Source organism: Bradyrhizobium sp. Ec3.3, from assembly GCF_000472925.1.
Taxonomy (GTDB): Bacteria; Pseudomonadota; Alphaproteobacteria; order Rhizobiales; family Xanthobacteraceae; genus Bradyrhizobium.
Genome location: NZ_AXAS01000021.1, coordinates 127847 through 143770, shown reverse-complemented (window position 1 = coordinate 143770; position 15924 = coordinate 127847). Strand labels below are relative to the sequence as shown.

At 64.5% G+C, this 15924-nt stretch carries 13 protein-coding genes; 7 read left to right on the top strand and 6 right to left on the bottom strand.

From position 1 onward, the window contains the following. Positions 1-65: 65 nt before the first annotated feature. From YUU_RS0123010 to YUU_RS51430, 5 genes are all read right to left on the bottom strand, one after another. Entirely contained in the window at positions 66-1013 is a 948-nt protein-coding gene (locus tag YUU_RS0123010) for an ABC transporter substrate-binding protein (RefSeq protein ID WP_027524528.1), read from the bottom strand. Positions 1014-1111: 98 nt separating this feature from the next. After that, positions 1112-2152: a ribose ABC transporter permease gene (locus YUU_RS0123005; protein WP_027524527.1), complete on the bottom strand. Its 1041-nt coding sequence runs from the start codon at positions 2150-2152 to the stop codon at positions 1112-1114. After that, positions 2145-3668, bottom strand: coding sequence for a sugar ABC transporter ATP-binding protein (locus YUU_RS0123000; protein WP_027524526.1), 1524 nt, complete (start codon positions 3666-3668; stop codon positions 2145-2147). Before YUU_RS0123000 ends, YUU_RS0123005 begins: the two co-directional genes overlap by 8 nt. Before the next feature lie 140 nt (positions 3669-3808). Next, positions 3809-5254, bottom strand: coding sequence for a xylulokinase (xylB, locus tag YUU_RS0122995; RefSeq protein ID WP_027524525.1), 1446 nt, complete (start codon positions 5252-5254; stop codon positions 3809-3811). A 39-nt stretch (positions 5255-5293) separates the two neighbouring features. After that, complete coding sequence (locus YUU_RS51430; RefSeq protein WP_051389844.1) at positions 5294-6007, bottom strand: GntR family transcriptional regulator; 714 nt, start codon at positions 6005-6007, stop codon at positions 5294-5296. Positions 6008-6179: 172 nt separating this feature from the next. Here YUU_RS51430 and YUU_RS0122985 point away from each other — a divergent pair, with 172 nt between their 5' ends. The 7 genes from YUU_RS0122985 (at position 6180) to YUU_RS0122950 (ending at position 14845) form a co-directional block, all read left to right on the top strand. Beyond that, positions 6180-7811: a sugar ABC transporter ATP-binding protein gene (locus YUU_RS0122985; protein WP_027524524.1), complete on the top strand. Its 1632-nt coding sequence runs from the start codon at positions 6180-6182 to the stop codon at positions 7809-7811. After that, a complete protein-coding gene (locus tag YUU_RS0122980; protein ID WP_027524523.1) occupies positions 7811-9148 on the top strand; it encodes an ABC transporter permease in 1338 nt (445 codons plus the stop codon). The genes YUU_RS0122985 and YUU_RS0122980 overlap by 1 nt, the downstream gene beginning before the upstream one ends. Further along, positions 9135-10109 carry a substrate-binding domain-containing protein gene (locus YUU_RS0122975; protein WP_027524522.1) on the top strand — a complete coding sequence of 325 codons (975 nt, stop codon included), beginning with the start codon at positions 9135-9137 and terminating at the stop codon, positions 10107-10109. The genes YUU_RS0122980 and YUU_RS0122975 overlap by 14 nt, the downstream gene beginning before the upstream one ends. A gap of 145 nt (positions 10110-10254) precedes the next feature. Continuing rightward, entirely contained in the window at positions 10255-10710 is a 456-nt protein-coding gene (locus tag YUU_RS0122970) for an RbsD/FucU family protein (protein WP_027524521.1), read from the top strand. A gap of 311 nt (positions 10711-11021) precedes the next feature. Further along, on the top strand, positions 11022-12680 hold the full coding sequence (locus YUU_RS0122960; protein WP_027524520.1) for an extracellular solute-binding protein: 1659 nt from the start codon (positions 11022-11024) through the stop codon (positions 12678-12680). Positions 12681-12777: 97 nt separating this feature from the next. Further along, positions 12778-13896, top strand: coding sequence for a carbohydrate ABC transporter permease (locus YUU_RS0122955; RefSeq protein WP_156944453.1), 1119 nt, complete (start codon positions 12778-12780; stop codon positions 13894-13896). An 88-nt stretch (positions 13897-13984) separates the two neighbouring features. Continuing rightward, on the top strand, positions 13985-14845 hold the full coding sequence (locus YUU_RS0122950) for a carbohydrate ABC transporter permease (protein ID WP_156944456.1): 861 nt from the start codon (positions 13985-13987) through the stop codon (positions 14843-14845). A gap of 15 nt (positions 14846-14860) precedes the next feature. Here YUU_RS0122950 and YUU_RS0122945 read toward each other — a convergent pair whose 3' ends face one another. Beyond that, positions 14861-15886 (bottom strand): aldo/keto reductase, encoded by a 1026-nt coding sequence (locus YUU_RS0122945; RefSeq protein WP_027524517.1) that lies wholly within the window; start codon positions 15884-15886, stop codon positions 14861-14863. Between the last annotated feature and the right edge of the window lie 38 nt (positions 15887-15924).

The following is a 15924-nucleotide window of genomic DNA, read 5'->3' as shown; positions in this document are numbered from 1 at the left end:
GCTGGAGACATTGGTTGTTGTTGAGCATGATCTTCCGGATCATGCTCAGATGGCGGCCGCCACCGCTACTGTGTGCGATCCGACGTCCAGCCCTTGTAGTCGGCGACGTTGTCGCGCGTCACGAGCTTCGACGGCAGCAACTCGACGGTCGAGGCGGGCTTCTGCCCGCCCAGGATGCCGACGCCGACCTGCACGGCGCGGCGCGCCATGAAGAACGGATCCTGCGAGGCCGAGGCCTGAATCTGCGGCGACTGCGGGTCTTTCAGCGCGGCCTCGATGTCGGGGGCGCCGTCGACGGCGGTGATGACGATGCCGGAGCGGCTCTGCTGGCGCGCGGCCAGATCAGTGCCGATCGCCTGCGGATCGTTGATGGCGAAGATGGCATCGATCTTCGGGAAGCGGGTCAGGTAGCCCTGCGCCACCGTGAGGCCACCTTCGCGCGAGCCCTTGCCGTCCTGGTCGCTGGACAGGACCTTGATACCGGGGTTCTTGCCGAACACGCTCTTGCAGCCGTTCACGCGATCGATCACCGCGGAGACCTGCGGGCCGTTCTCGATGATCACCTCGCCTTTGCCGCCGAGCTTGTCGACGATGTACTGGCAGGAGATCTCGCCGGCCTGGACGTTGTTCGTGGTCACCGTGGCATCGGCGCCCTCGGCGGCGGTGTCGACCGCGACGACGATGATGCCCGCGGCCTGCGCCTTCTTGATCGCAGGGCCGATAGCCTTGGGATCGCCGGGATTCAGGAGGATCAGGTCGACGCCGGCGGCGATGAAGTTGTCGATCTGGGTCACCTGCTTGCCGAGATCGTATTCGAAGCCGACGGTCGTGACCTTCACGTTGGGATTGGTTTTCTTGGCCTCGAACTCGGCGCCCTTCGACAGCGCGACGAAGAACGGGTTGCCGAGTGAACCGAGCGAGACGCCGATGGATTTGAGCTCCTTCGCCTGCAGCGGCGCGGAGCTCAGGGCAAGCGCCACGGCGGCGCTGGTAAGCGAGATCGTCTTCAACATTGGCTTCCTCCCTGGTCTGACTTGATGTCCCGCGCGGCTGACCAGTTGCCGCAACGGAGTGCCACAGCGCGAGTGGCTGTACCTTCGCGCACCGATCGTCAGGTGCGCGCCGAGCCTTGCAGGCGGTAACGATCGAGCGCGACCGCGCCGATGATCACCAGCCCCTTGATGACGTATTGCCAGATGTCGGATACGCCGACCAGGATCAGGCCGTTCGACAGCACAGCAATGATCAGCGCGCCGACCAGTGTTCCCCAGATCGAGCCGATACCGCCGACGAAGGACGTGCCGCCGAGGATCACTGCGGTGATCGCATCGAGCTCGTAGCTTTGTCCGAGCTGCAATCCGTTTGCCGCGTAGAGTCGCGCCGCCTGCATCGCGCCGCCGAGGCCTGCAAACAGTCCTGACACGCCATAGACGAAGATCAGCACCGCCCAGACCTTGATGCCGGCGAGCCGCGCTGCGCTTTCATTGCCGCCGACCGCGTAGATGTGCACGCCGAGCACGGTCCGGCGCAGCACCAGCCAGGAAACGAGGATCACGAGCAGCGCAATCACCGACAGCCAGGGAATCGAGATCACGCCAGGAATGAGGGTGAGTGAGCCGTTGCCGATGAAGGCATAGGGAATGGAAGGGTTGAACACGGTGGTGTCGGCGCCGAGCAGGCGCGCCAGGCCGCGCACGGCGGTGAGCGAGCCGAGCGTGACGATGAAGGGCGGCAGCCGCAGCAGCGCGATCAGCGCGCCATTGACGACACCGAAACCGAGGCCGGTGAGGACGGCAGCCGGCAGCCACAGCGCCCCGAGCTCGGGCAGCTTTGACAGCGTCAATCCGGCCATCGCGGACGCCGCCAGGATCGAGCCGACCGACAGGTCGATGCCGCCGGTGAGGATGACGAAGGTCATGCCCGCCGCGAGCACGGTGTTGACGGCAGCCTGCTGCAGAACGATGCCGAGATTCTGGCCGGTAAAGAAACGGCCGTCCGACAGGTAATGAAAGCCGGCGCACAGGAGCAGCAGCACCGGCAGCATGCCGGCCGCCTGGATCAGGAGCCTGACCCGCTGGCGTTTCGTCTCCTGGGCAGCGGCAAGCCCGTTTGCCGTGGCCGCCTTTGCTGGTGAAGATCCCTGATCAGGCATCGAGGTGCTCCATCCCCGTGGCAAGTGCCATGATATCCTCCTCGGTCAGCGGCTGTGTCGCGGTTCGCCTGATCTCGCCCTCGACGTGCCCCAGGCGCATCACGATGACGCGGTCGCAGATGCCGATAATCTCGGGCAGATCGGACGAGATGATGAGGATCGCCGTGCCAGCCTTGGCGAGATTGTCGATGATCGAATAGATTTCGGACTTGGCCCCGACGTCGACGCCGCGCGTCGGCTCGTCAAGGATCAGGACTTTCGGTCCGATTGCAAGCAGCCGCGAGAGCAGCACCTTCTGCTGGTTACCGCCGGACAGTCCGCCTGCGGGGACGCCGGCGTTGGCGGCACGGATGCTTAACCCTGCGAAAGCCCTGTCGGCGCGCTCACGCGCCTTGTCGCGATCGAGGAACCAGCCGAGCTTCGCATCGCGCCCAAGCACGGCAAGGTTGATGTTATCCTGGCACGACATGTCCAGGAACAGGCCGAGCGCCTTGCGGTCCTCGGTGAGATAGGCGATGCCGACCTCGAGCGCCTCGCCGGGCGTGCGGATGTCGATTGGGCAGCCTTCGAGCTCGACACGGCCGGAAATCTTCGGCGCAGCGCCGATGATCAGATGTGCAAGTTCGGTGCGGCCTGCGCCGATCAGGCCGGCCAGTCCCACGACCTCGCCCGCATGCACGGTCAGCGAGCAGCCCTTTACGCGCTGCCCGTCGGACATATCGGTTGCGGTGAGCACCGGATGCCCCTTTCCAGCCTCGGGATCGTGGTCCTTCTTGTAGAACGACGAGACGTCGCGCCCGACCATCATGCGGACGATGCTGTCGGCGCGGATGTCGGACTTGTCGAGCGAGCCGACTAGGCGTCCATCACGCAGCACCGTGACGCGATCGCCGAGCGCGTAAACCTCGTCCATACGATGCGAGATATAGATGATGGCAAGCCCTTCGGCGCGCAGTTGCCGGACCAATGCGAACAGCCGCTCGCTCTCGCCGGCCGACAGCGCGGTGGTCGGCTCATCCATGATCAGGATTTTGGAACGTGCGTGCAGCGCACGGGCGATCTCGACCAGCTGGCGCTGGCCCATGGAAAGATGTGCCACCAGCGTCGACGGAGTGAAGTCGGCACCCAGCCGCTCCAGGATCGGGCCGACACCGACGCGCATGTCGCCGCGCGCGAGGAATCCCGAACGCGAGACCTCGCGGCCGAGATAAATATTCTCCGCGACGCTCAAGTTGGGGGCTAAAGACAGTTCCTGATAGATGATCGAGATGCCGGCGGCGCGGCCGCCGAGCGGACCTTCGATCCGTACCGGCTTGCCCTCGATGCGGATTTCGCCGCCGGGATCGGGCCGGTAGGCACCCGATAAAATTTTCATCAGGGTCGACTTGCCGGCGCCGTTCTCGCCCATCAGCGCGTGGACCTCGCCGGCATAGACGGTGAGGTCAACGGCGCGCAGCGCCTTGATGCCGAAGAAGGATTTGGAGACCCCGCGCATCTCGAGGATCGGATCGTTCATCGTGCCTCCCGGCGCACAATGCGTTTCCCACCCGCGTCTCTTTCGTTGTCAGCGCGGTTCGACCATTAAACAAAAGGCGGCGGCGCAGGGCAATACCGAACCGACAATATCGAAGAGCTGCACATGCGGAACGCACGACGCTAATGGCGCGGCCGGTACAGTTCGCGCCATGCGGGCAGGCGTTCGGCGTAGGCATCGGCGAGCGCCCGCTCGGGTTCAAAAGTCTCGACGCGCTGCGGCGGCGTACAGACGGCCGCGACCGCCTCGCCGGTGACAGCAAGGCGCCCCAATCTCGCCGCACCGAACGCGGCGCCGGTCTCGCCTGCTGCAAAGCGGTGGATCGGCATGTTCAGCACGTTCGCCAGCACCGCGAGCCAGAAGGTGGACCGCGACCCGCCGCCGATCGCATCGGCCTCCGCGACGGCAAGGCCGGCGGCCGCGAGTGCGTCGCGGCAATCGGCCAGCGCAAACGCGACGCCTTCGAGCACGGCCTGCACGATCGCCTTGCGATCGGTGCCGTGGCTCAGACCATCGAGCATGCCGCGCACATTCGGGTCGTCATGCGGCGTCCGCTCACCGGCAAGATAAGGCAGGAAGCTGACAGGCGAAGGCGCTTGCGGGCGCGCACCGAGCGGCGCCAGCAATTCGGCTTCCGGGGCGCCAAGCAGCCGCGCGAACCAGGCGAGGCAGGACGCGGCCGACAGGATCGCGCCGGCTTGAATCCACATTGCCGGGATCGCATGTGCGAAGGTGTGCACGACGCGATCCGGGTTCGCGGCAATCCTGTCCGTGGGCGTCAACAGCGCGCCTGATGTCCCCAGCGAGATGAACGCGGTTCCCGGGCGGATCGCTCCGATGCCGACGGCACCGGCCGGGTTGTCGCCGGCGCCACCCGCAATCATCGGCCGTTTCACCATGCCCCAGCGCTCGCCGAGTTCGCGCGTCAGCCGCGCCGACGGCGCACAGCCTTCGACCAGCCGCGGCATGTGCGCGCGCGTCAGGCCGGTCGCGGCAAGGCCCTCATCCGACCAGTCGCGCCGCGCGACGTCGAGCCATAGCGATCCCGAGGCGTCTGAGACATCCTCGATCGCCTCGCCCGTCAGGATCAGCCGCAAATATGCCTTCGGTAGCAGCACGAGTTTGGTCGCGGCAAAGATCTCGGGCTCGTGCGCCGCGATCCACAAAAGCTTCGGCGCAGTGAAGCCGGGCATCGCCTTGTTGCCGGTCGTGGTGCGCAAGGCCGGCCAGCGCTCTTCGAGCAGGCGGCACTCGGCCGCAGAGCGGCCATCATTCCAGAGAATGCAGGGGTGGAGCGGCTTGAGCTCAGCGTCCAGCAGCGTCGCGCCGTGCATCTGGCCGGACAGTCCGATGCCCTCGACCCCGGCCAGCTCGCGCGGATGATCCGCTTTCAGCTCGTCCAGGGTTGTAAACGCCGCCTCGATCCATTGCCGCGGATCCTGCTCGGAAAAACCGGGACGTGGCGAGGCAGTCGCAAGCGACCTGCTCGCGCTCGCGATCACGTGCTGGGTGTCGTCGACGAGGACGGTCTTGACCGCGGAGGTGCCGAGATCGATGCCGAGATACATGATGCTTTCGCCTGAAGCGATGACGGCCGATGAAGGCCTCTACTCGTCGAAGAAGCCGGGGTGCTTGGCGACAAAGGACTGCAACTCGCGCGAGACGCGGTCAAGATGATCTGCCATTACGCGCCTGGCCTGGTCCGGCTTACGGGTGGCAATCGCGTGATAGATGGCTTCGTGCTCGCGGAACGTGCCCTCGGGCCGCCCAGGTTCGGGCAACAGGGTCCGCCGCACCCGCTCGAGATGAGTGCGGATCGGATCAAGCACCTCGCCGACGCGCGCAAGGTTGAGGGTTTCCGTCATCTGGCGGTGAAACCTGGTATCGAGCTCATGGAAGCCTTCAAGATCTCCACTGGCGATGGCGGCTTTTTGATAGGCGAGATTCTGACCAAGCACCGCGATCGCCTCGCCCGACATGTCGGCGGCACAGACCCCGACGACTTCCACCTCCAACGCGCGTCGCATCAGCATCCATTGCCGCACATCCTCGAGGTGAATCCGCGCGACATAGGAGCCGCGCTGCGGCTCGACCACGACGAGACCTTCAAAGGCGAGCCGGTTGATTGCGGTGGTGATCGAGAGCCGCGACACCTCGAAGGTGGCGCACCACTCGGTCTTGTCGATCGGCGTTTCCGGCGCGAGCTGTCCCGACACGATGGCTCGTTTCAGTGCGAGATAGGCCTGGTCGACTTTCGACCCGCCTGCCCTGCGCCCTCGCGCTGCAACGGTTCCGCCCCTGAACCCGCCGATTGAATGCATCCTGTGAATCCCCCGGCTGATTTTCACTTTTTCGGTTGGCGAAGTCCAATTGCGCGGACGAAGGCTTGACGAGGCGCATCTGATATAACTAGCATATCAGCAAAATAACAAGCATCACCCTGCGGCTCGATGTCCGTCAGAGACTGAAGAGCCGGGGCTGGGAGGAGCAGCAATGGAAGCACGCGTCGGTGCTCTCGGAGCGCAGGATGAATCACGCGCGTCCTCCCGCGTGATCGAGCTTGGCGCCCGTGCAAGTGCGCAGAGCGGTCACGTCGCTCTCTCCGCCGAACAGGTCTCAAAATCCTTCGCCGGCGTAAAGGCTCTCCACAACGTCGACTTCGATCTATGCCCCGGCGAAGTGCACGCACTGATGGGCGAGAACGGCGCCGGCAAGAGCACCTTGATGAAGATCCTCGCCGGCGTGCACACGAGCTATGACGGTGTCATTCAGGTCGAAGGCCAGGCGGTGTTGTTCGCCGGCGTGCGCGCCGCCGAGGAAGCCGGCGTCGCGATCATCCACCAGGAGCTCAATCTCGTTCCCGAGCTGAGCGTGGCCGACAACATCTTTCTTGGTCGCGAGCCGCTGATCGCGGGCCTGCTGATCGATCGTCGCCGCATGGTCAAGGCGGCCGGGCGCCTGCTGGCGCGGCTGGGCGTGAGGCTCGACGCGGAGAGTCGCGTTGCCGACTTGCGCGTCGGCGAGCAGCAGCTGGTGGAAATTGCCAAGGCGCTGTCGCTCGATGCCCGTATCCTCATCATGGACGAGCCCACCTCGGCGCTGTCGTCGTCGGAATGCGAAACGCTGTTCAAGATCGTGCGACAGCTCGCAGCCGAAGGCGTCGCGATCGTCTACACCTCGCACCGCATCGAGGAGGTGCTCGAACTCGCCGACCGCGTCACCGTGCTGCGCGACGGCAGACGGGTGGTTACGGCGCCGATCGGCGAATTGTCACGCGGCGCGATCATCGCGGCGATGGTCGGCCGCGACATGGCCGCAAGCGACCGCGGTGCGGCAGCGGCGGATGGCACGGTCATCCTGTCCGTTAAAGACCTGACGCTCGACACGCTCAGTCCGCACGGATGGCGCCGGATGCTGCACGGCGTCAGCTTCGAGCTCAGGCGCGGAGAGATTTTGGGTATCGGCGGCCTGCTCGGCTCCGGGCGGACCGAGATCCTGGAATCGATCTTCGGCGTCGCCCGTGGCTGGCGCGGCGGCACCATTGCGATCGACGGTGAGATAGCCGACATCAACGCGCCGGCCGATGCCTATCGCCTTGGCCTCGCGCTCGTCAGCGAAGACCGCAAGGAGCGCGGCCTGCATCTCGCCGCCTCGATCTGCGACAACATCGCGCTGCCGTCCATCGGGGCGCTCTCGCAATTCGGCCTGCGCGCTTTCGCGCGCGAGCGTGCATTGGCCCGCGAGATGGTCGGTCGGCTCTCGGTCCGCTGCACCGGCATCGGACAAGCGGCCGCAGCGCTGTCGGGCGGCAACCAGCAGAAGGTCGTGATCGGCAAGTGGCTTGCCACCGAGCCGCGCATTCTCCTGCTCGACGAGCCGACCCGCGGCATCGACATCGGCGCCAAGCAGGAGATCTATCGCCTGATCTTCGATCTCGCCGCAAAGGGTCTCGGCATCATCGTGGTGACGTCGGAAATGCCGGAGCTCCTGCTGCTGTCCGATCGGATTCTCGTGATGTGCGAGGGACGGCAGACCGGCCTCTTGACGCGCGAGAGCGCAACGCAGGAGGCGGTGATGCGTCTTGCCGCACCCGGCATGGCGACGTGGTCGCAGGAAGAAGCATGATGAAGGCACTTAGACTCCTCTCGCAAACCAAACTCTATTGGGGATTGCTGCTGATCTGCCTGATCGGCGCCCTCACCTCACCGCACACTTCGTCCGGCAACAACATCTTCCTGTCCTACGGCAACCTGACCGACGTGCTCCGTCAGGTCTCGATCACGGGGCTGGTCGCGACCGGCATGACCATGGTCATCCTGCTTGGCGGCATCGACCTGTCGGTCGGCTCTGTCATGGGCTTCTCGACCGTGATCTGCGCGATGCTGCTCACCAAGCCCGGCTGGACGGCTGCCTCGGCGCTGGGCGTGCCGGCGGCGGTGCTGGTCTGTGGTGTGGCCGCGGCGCTGGCCGCACGCTTCATCTTCGCAGGGCTTGCGCGCGGCCGCGATGTCGGCGCCGGGCGGCGCCGTGACATCGCGCTGTCGCGCTGGCGCAGCGTCGGCATTCCCGCGCTGCTCGGCTTCATCGTCGCCATTGCAATTGGGTGGTGGACGGCGAGCCAGGTGCCGGTCAAGTTCGGCGTGCTCGGCGTGCTTCTGGTAGCGCCCTGCCTCGCGCTTCTGCTCGGGGCCATCAACGGGCTCCTGATCGTCACCGGCCGGATGCAGCCCTTCATCGTGACGCTCGCGATGATGGTCAGCGCACTGGGCATCGCGCGGTTGACGGCCGGGTCGGACAACGCCGTTGTGCCGGTCTATACCGGCACCAATGCCACCGAGGCCTTCGAGCTGCTGCGCTCCATGCTCTGGGGCGTGCTGCCGGTGCCGAGCGTCTTCTTCCTGGCGGCGATCGTCCTGTTCGGCGCGATCCTGCGTTTCACGACGTTCGGCCGCTATGCTTATGCGATCGGCGGCAACGTCGAGGCTGCCAAGCTCTCGGGCATCAAGGTCGCCCAGGTCCAGCTCACGGCTTATCTTCTGTCCGGACTTTTGGCGGGGATCGCCGGCGTGCTGTTCGTCGCACAATATCGGCAAGGCAAGCCCGATGCCGGCGCCGGCCTCGAGCTCGATGCGATCGCGGCGGTGGTGATCGGTGGCACCAGCCTGATGGGCGGGCGCGGCGGCCTCGCCGGCACCTTCGTCGGCGTCCTGATCTTCGGGCTGCTGTCGGACATTCTTCAGCTTCAGAACATCGACTCCAACGTCCAGCTCCTGATGAAGGGCCTGATCATCGTCTGCACCGTGCTGGTGCAGGAGCAGAATCTCGGTCAGCTCATCTCGCGATGGCGGTTCAACCGGTCGCGGGAAGCCAACGCCGATCCGAAAACAGCCGAAGCCTACCGGCTGCCAAACGCCGCCAAGGCGCAATCAAAACAAAGGGAGGACCTCGATGAAGCGTCGTGATTTCTTGAAACTGTCGACCACCGTGGCCGGCGCGGCCATGACCGTGTACCTGCCGGCCGGCTGGAGCCCGGCCAAGGCCGCAGGCAAGTGGAAGGTCGGCTTCAGCCAGTGCACCACGCTCGAGCCGTGGCGCGTGCAGTTCAACAAGGACATCCAGGCCGAAGCGAAGAACCAGCCGGACGTCGACCTCGTCATCACCGACGGCCAGGACAAGACCGAGAAGCAGGTCGCCGACTGCGAAAACCTCATCGTGCAGCAGGTCAACGTGCTCCTGATCTCGCCCAAGGAGTCGGCGGGGCTGACTGGCGTCGTCGAGAAGGCGATCGACGCCAAGATTCCGGTGATCGTGCTCGACCGCAACGTCGACACCAAGCGCATCACCCAGTTCATCGGCGGCGATAATGTCGCGATCGGCAAGGCGGCCGGCGAGCATGCGGTCAAGCTGCTCGGCGGTCCCGGCAAGGCGGCCGGCAACGTCGTCGAAATCTGGGGCGGCATGGGCACCCAGCCGGCGCATGACCGGCACGACGGCTTCCATGCCCACACCGACAAGGAGCCGGGCATCAAGTACCTGCTCAACAACCAGTCGGGCGACTGGAAGCAGGACAAGGCCTACAACATCATGACCACCGCTCTGCGCAACAACGAGAAGATCGACCTGGTCTATGGCCACAACGATCCGATGGCCTATGGCGCCTATCTCGCCGCCAAGGACGCCGGCCGCGACAAGGACATCAAGTTCATCATCGGCATCGACGGGCTGCCGGACGAGGGCGTCACCTGGGTCTCCAAGGGTCAGCTCACTGCGACTTTCCTCTATGCGACGCCCGGTGCCGAGGGTCTGCGGCAGGCGGTCAAGCTGCTCAAGGGCGAGAAGCTGCAACCGGTCATCACGTTGCCGACCATGCTGATCACCAAGGAGAATGCTCCGGAGATCCTGAAGAAAAACGGGCTGCTCTGACCGGCGGGCCTTAAGCGAACCAACCGAGGCCGGTTCAAGCCGAATTGAACCGGACTGCGGACTTTGACGTCGATATGGACGGCGGCGCCGTGACGTTGGATAGTCGTCAGCCTAAGAAACTGATCCGCGTCCCGGGAGGCGTTGCATGCTGAAATCGATCGACCCGCTTCTGAATGCCGATGTTCTTTACGCGCTGAGGTCCATGGGGCACGGCGACGACCTCGTGCTCTGCGATACCAATTTTCCGGCCGATGCCGTGGCGCGCCAGACCGTGCTGGGCAAGCTCATTCGCATCGACAATGTCACCGCTGCCCGCGCCGCGCGCGCGATCCTGTCGGTGCTGCCACTCGACAGCTTTGTCGACAAACCGGCGTCGCGCATGGAGGTCGTCGGCCAGCCCAACGAGATCCCGGCCGTGCAGCGCGAGGTTCAGGCCGAAATCGACGCGGCGGAGGAGCGATCCTTCCCAATGGGCTCGGTCGAGCGCTTCGCCTTCTATGAGCTTGCGAAGAAATCCTATTGCGTGGTCCAGACCGGGGAGCGGCGCTTCTATGGCTGCTTCATCTTCAAGAAAGGCGTCATTCCGCCCGATGCCGCGTGAGGTGAACAGCTCAAGCCGTCCGACCGCGGCGACGGCTGCGCGGCACGTTGGGCATGAATATGACATAGAGATGATGTCGCGCGCGAACATCCATCTTGCAGCGCGGCATCGCGAAAATTCTCTTCGCCTTATCTGATCGGCGGCAGGCGGCTTCAACTCCGCGTGCTTTCGTTGACATTGATGGGCGCCGTTGCATACTCGAAAGCGGCCTTTGTCACCCATCACGACGACACCGAAGTGCACGAGCGTCTCGTTGTGCTCCGGCTACTCAGACTTCACATCAAGAAAGTCAACAACGGGAGGGTATCGCGATGAAACAGCAAGATTATGATTGGCTTTCCGCACTCCGTCCGAACCGGCGTACGGTGCTGAAGGGTGCGGCAAGCGCCGCGGCGTTGGGCACGAGCGGAGCACTTGGCACGTTCTCGGAGATTGCGCTCGCACAAAACAATCTTCGCGCGCAGATTGGGCAAATTCCAGGCGTGGGCAAGGGCTCGCCGACCGACGCCGACTGGCAGAAGGTCGGCGAGCTCTGCCTCGGCCCGACCAAGGCGAGCATCAAGGAAGGCGAGTTCAAGGGTGTCGAGCTCTCCTTCATGGGACTGAATAATCAGAACCTGCACAACCTCCTGTTCCGCGGCTTCCTCAAGCCGTGGGAGGCCTATACCGGCGCAAAAATCTCCTGGATCGATCTCGCCCAGGCCGACTACAACCCGCGGCTCCAGCAGGCGATCGCGACCGGCACGGTCGATTTCGACATCCTGGAGATGGGCGCGCCGTTCGAAGGCGACGTCTGCGGCAAGGGCCTGGCGTCGGAGATGCCGGACTGGGTCAAGAAGCAGATCGATATCGACGACTATGTCGACTATTTGAAGCCGCCGGTCGGCACCTGGAACGGCAAGACCTATCGCGTCACGATCGACGGCGATTGCCACAACTTCAACTACCGCACCGACGTGTTCTCGGATCCGGCGCTCGCCAAGGCTTGGAAAGATGCCGGCAACACCGGCGAATGGGGCGTGCCAAAGACCTGGCAGCAGGTCCAGGCGGTGACGAAATTCCTCAAGGGAAAGAAGTTCAAGAACCAGAACGTCTACGGCTATCTCGATGCGCCTAAGCCCTGGGGCGGGTTCGGCTTCTATTTCCTTGGCAGCCGCGCCTCGGCCTACGCAAAACATCCCGACGATAAGGCCTGGCTGTTCGACATCGACACGATGAAGCCGCGCATCAACAACCCGGCCTGGGTGCGCGCCATCCAGGACGTGATCGACGCGCTACCGTCCGAGCCGGCCGATCAACTCAACGCCGATCCCAACACCACGGGCTTCCAGCAGTTCCTGGCTGGCATCGGCTCGATGATCCCGTGGTGGGGCGACATCGGCCAGGTGGCAAAGGCGAGCGACACCTCGGTCATCGGCGACGTCGTCGGCTTCGACATCCTGCCGGGCTCGGACGACGTCTATAATTCCAAGACCGGGCAATGGGACAAGTTGCCGAGCGGTCCGAGCCATGCGCCGAACTGCGCCTATCTCGGCTGGGGCATCTATGTGATGGCCCGCGTCAATGGCGACGAGAAGAAGCACAAGGCCGCCTGGAGCGCGGCCGCGCATCTCGGCGGCAAGGACCTCTCATTCTGGATGGTGCTGTACCCGTCGGGCTTCCAGGCTCACCGCACCAGCCACTTCCAGTATGATGAGTGGGTCGCAGCGGGTTATGACAAGAAGTACATCACCTCCTACCTGAACTCGCAGCTCGCCTCCTATAACCACCCCAACCGGGCTGTCGAGCCGCGCATCCCCGGCATCTTCCAGTACTACAGCATCGCGGAGGACGAGCTGACGAAGATTTTCGCCGGCAAGGTCGACGCGCAAACCGGGGCGAACAACATCGCCGCCGCCTGGGAGAAGCTGACCGACCAGATCGGCCGCGAACGGCAGATCGGGCTCTATAAGGCCTCGCTCGGCGTGTAGCGCGCTTACGCGAGATCATCTACCCTCGGCTGGCGCCCCCGGCGCCAGCCGAAAACTTGCCCGGCGACAGAACCGGCACTGAATGCGACTCATCTCGATGCAGAATTCCGCACCCGTTAGCGACGATGCGCACCACCAGCCGGCGACGAAGCGCGCCCCCGGCAGCAGGAAGGCCGCCGGCCGCGCGCTTGTTCTGCTGGCCTCGCTCGGCTTCCTGCTTGTCGCCCTCATTCAGGTCTTGCACACGACCGGCACAATGACCGCCGGATTTTCCGATTGGCGGCCGATCCTCATCGCTTATCTCGTCTGGGCCGTGGCATTTGGCGCCGGACAGATTTTGACCCGCGGCGAGCGTGGCCATCGTGCGCTGTTTTTGCTGCCGGCGGTGTTCTTCACCGTCGCAGTCGTGATCTTCCCAACGATCTTCGGCCTCTACATCGCCTCGCTCGACTGGAATCTCAGCTCGATCGAGGGCCCGCGCTTTTCCGGCTTCGATAATCTGAAGGGAATGCTGAACGACACCTATTACTGGAACGCGCTCGGCAACATGGTTTTCTACACCGTCGCGGTGCTCGGCGAATACGCGATCGCGTTCGGACTGGCGCTGCTGCTTAGCGCCGAGATCCGGGCGCGAAAACTCTTCCGGGTGGTCTTCCTGCTGCCGATGATGCTCAGCCCCGTCGCCGTGAGCTGGATGATCGGCAAGTCGCTGCTGGAATATCGCTTCGGCCCGGCGGCGACGCTGGCGCGCTATCTCGGCTGGGACAATCCGGCATTCTTCGCCTCGCCGTGGATGGCGCGCTTCAGCATCCAGGCGATGGACGCCTGGGTTTCGATCCCCTTCATCATGATCATCCTGCTCGCAGGCCTGCAAGCGATGCCGAAGGAGGTGCAGGAAGCGGCCAAGGTCGACGGCGCGAATGGCTGGCAATCATTCTGGCACGTGACCTTTCCGATCATGCTGCCGGTCAGCATCACGGTCCTGATCATCCGTATCATCTTCAAGCTGAAGCTCGCCGACATCGTGATCAACGTGACGGCCGGCGGCCCGGGCGGCGCCACCGACACGGTGTCGAGCTTCATCTACCGCGTCTACCGCGACCGCTCGAACGTCGGATACGGCACGGCGCTCGCCATGGTCTACCTGCTGCTGATCATCGTGCTGCTGACGCTGATGTTGCGCGCCTCGAAGCGCTGGACGCAGAAGGTCGTCTAGGTCGGAAAAGGAGTTTGAGCGCTTGGCTATTTCGACCGTGGCACCGAATCCCATCCGAAAGCGTCCCGCCGCGCCGCGCGCCAGGCGAATGCTGGGCCGCGCGCTGATTTACGCCGCATTGCTGCTCTGGACCTTCATCTGCCTGTTTCCGATCTACTGGACCGTCACGACGTCGTTCAAATCGGCGGTCGATGTGACTCAGGCGCACCTGATCCCCTGGGTCGATTTCCAGCCGGACTGGAAAGGCTGGCGCTCGCTCGGCCTCTCGCCAGATACGCTGTTCGGGACCTCGACCGCGCGTTCCGAATTCATGAACCGCTTCGTCAACAGCATCATCACCTCGGTCGGCGCGTCGATCCTGGCACTGATCCTCGGCTCGCTCGCGGCCTATGGTCTCAGCCGCTTCCGCTACAAATTCGCCTGGATGCGTAATGACGACATCCTGTTCTTCTTCATGTCGCAACTCATCCTGCCGCCGGTCGTGCTCGCCCTGCCCTTCCTCGTGCTCTACAAGGCCCTGGCGCTGCTCGACACCACGTTTGGCCTGATCCTGCTCTACACGCTGACGGTGCTGCCGATCGTCATCTGGATCATGCGCGACCAGTTCAACGCGATTCCGATCGAGCTCGATGAGGCAGCCTTCGTGGACGGCCTGTCGACCTGGGGCGCGTTCCTGCGCATCATCCTTCCACTCGCGGTGCCCGGCATGGTCGCCGCGTTCATCCTCTCGCTGGTGTTATGCTGGAACGAATATTTCTTTGCCGCCCTCCTCACCAGCACCGACGCGAAGACGCTGCCGGTGATGGTGGCGAGCCAGACCGGCTCACAGGGCATCAACTGGTGGTCGATGGCGGCGCTGTCGACAGCGGCGATCGCGCCGCTCGTCGTGGTCGGCATCTTCCTCGAGCGCTACATCGTCAGCGGCCTGACGACGGGCGCCGGAAAATAGCGCCGATCGACGCGCTTACGCGGGCACGGGCGCATCCGCATCGAGCAGGCGCGCGGCCTTCAGATCGGCCCAGAGCGCGCTCGGCACCTTGGTGGTGAGCGCTGCCACGTTGCGCTCGACCTCCTCTGGACTATGCGCCCCCAGCACCACGCTCGCCACGGCAGGATGGCCGAGCGCGAAGTGCACGGCGGCCGTCGGCAGCGCGACGCGATGGGCCTCGCAGACGCGCTGGATCTCGGCGACCTTCGCCATGATCTCCGGTGGCGCGTCCTGATAGTTGTACTTGGCGCCCTTGACGGCACCGGTAGCGAGAATGCCCGAATTAAAGACACCGCCGAGCAGCACGGCGATGCCCTGCTCAAGCGCCAGCGGCAAGAATTCCTTCAGCGCCGGTTGCTCGAGCAGCGAATAGCGGCCAGCCAGCAGCATCACGTCGAACGTGCCGGCCTTGGCAAAGCGCACGCACATGCCGGCTTCGTTCACGCCGACCCCGATGCCTGCGACCACGCCCTCCGAGCGGAGCTTGTCGAGCGCCACATAGGCGCCGGACATCGCCTCACGAAACCGGTCCTCGATCGCTGCTGCGCCATGCGTCCAGACGTCGACGTCGTGGATCAGCAATAGGTCGATCCGGTCGGTGCCGAGCCGCAGCAGCGACTGCTCCACCGAGCGCATCGTGCCGTCATAGGAATAGTCGACCACGGCGCTGTGGGGCTGGCCGCCGACGAAGCCCGACCGGTTCTCTGGTCGATGAAACGCGTCCATCCAGCGTCCGACCTTGGTGCAGAGGACGACGTCCTCGCGGGCCACGCGCCGCAGTGCGGTGCCGCAGCGGTGCTCCGACAGGCCGTAGCCATAGAGCGGCGAGGTGTCGAGCAGATTGACGCCGAGTTCGAACGCCCGCTCCGCGGCGGCAATCGCGGTCTGGTCGTCAAGCCTGAGGAAAAGGTCGCCGAGCGGGGCGGTCCCGAAGCCGAGGACAGAGACCTCAAGTCCGGTCCGGCCTAGTTTGCGGCGCGGCAGTTGTGATTGTGAAACCATGATGAATGTTGCTCTCTTTTTTCCGCGCGGCTCTCGCA

What these genes read in the sequence shown, in the direction of transcription:
- YUU_RS0123010 (WP_027524528.1), bottom strand. Translation starts at nt 1,013, where the DNA reads ATGTTGAAGACGATCTCGCTTACCAGCGCCGCCGTGGCGCTTGCCCTG.
- YUU_RS0123005 (WP_027524527.1), bottom strand. Translation starts at nt 2,152, where the DNA reads ATGCCTGATCAGGGATCTTCACCAGCAAAGGCGGCCACGGCAAACGGG.
- YUU_RS0123000 (WP_027524526.1), bottom strand. Translation starts at nt 3,668, where the DNA reads ATGAACGATCCGATCCTCGAGATGCGCGGGGTCTCCAAATCCTTCTTC.
- xylB (WP_027524525.1), bottom strand. Translation starts at nt 5,254, where the DNA reads ATGTATCTCGGCATCGATCTCGGCACCTCCGCGGTCAAGACCGTCCTC.
- YUU_RS51430 (WP_051389844.1), bottom strand. Translation starts at nt 6,007, where the DNA reads ATGCATTCAATCGGCGGGTTCAGGGGCGGAACCGTTGCAGCGCGAGGG.
- YUU_RS0122985 (WP_027524524.1), top strand. Translation starts at nt 6,180, where the DNA reads ATGGAAGCACGCGTCGGTGCTCTCGGAGCGCAGGATGAATCACGCGCG.
- YUU_RS0122980 (WP_027524523.1), top strand. Translation starts at nt 7,811, where the DNA reads ATGAAGGCACTTAGACTCCTCTCGCAAACCAAACTCTATTGGGGATTG.
- YUU_RS0122975 (WP_027524522.1), top strand. Translation starts at nt 9,135, where the DNA reads ATGAAGCGTCGTGATTTCTTGAAACTGTCGACCACCGTGGCCGGCGCG.
- YUU_RS0122970 (WP_027524521.1), top strand. Translation starts at nt 10,255, where the DNA reads ATGCTGAAATCGATCGACCCGCTTCTGAATGCCGATGTTCTTTACGCG.
- YUU_RS0122960 (WP_027524520.1), top strand. Translation starts at nt 11,022, where the DNA reads ATGAAACAGCAAGATTATGATTGGCTTTCCGCACTCCGTCCGAACCGG.
- YUU_RS0122955 (WP_156944453.1), top strand. Translation starts at nt 12,778, where the DNA reads ATGCAGAATTCCGCACCCGTTAGCGACGATGCGCACCACCAGCCGGCG.
- YUU_RS0122950 (WP_156944456.1), top strand. Translation starts at nt 13,985, where the DNA reads ATGCTGGGCCGCGCGCTGATTTACGCCGCATTGCTGCTCTGGACCTTC.
- YUU_RS0122945 (WP_027524517.1), bottom strand. Translation starts at nt 15,886, where the DNA reads ATGGTTTCACAATCACAACTGCCGCGCCGCAAACTAGGCCGGACCGGA.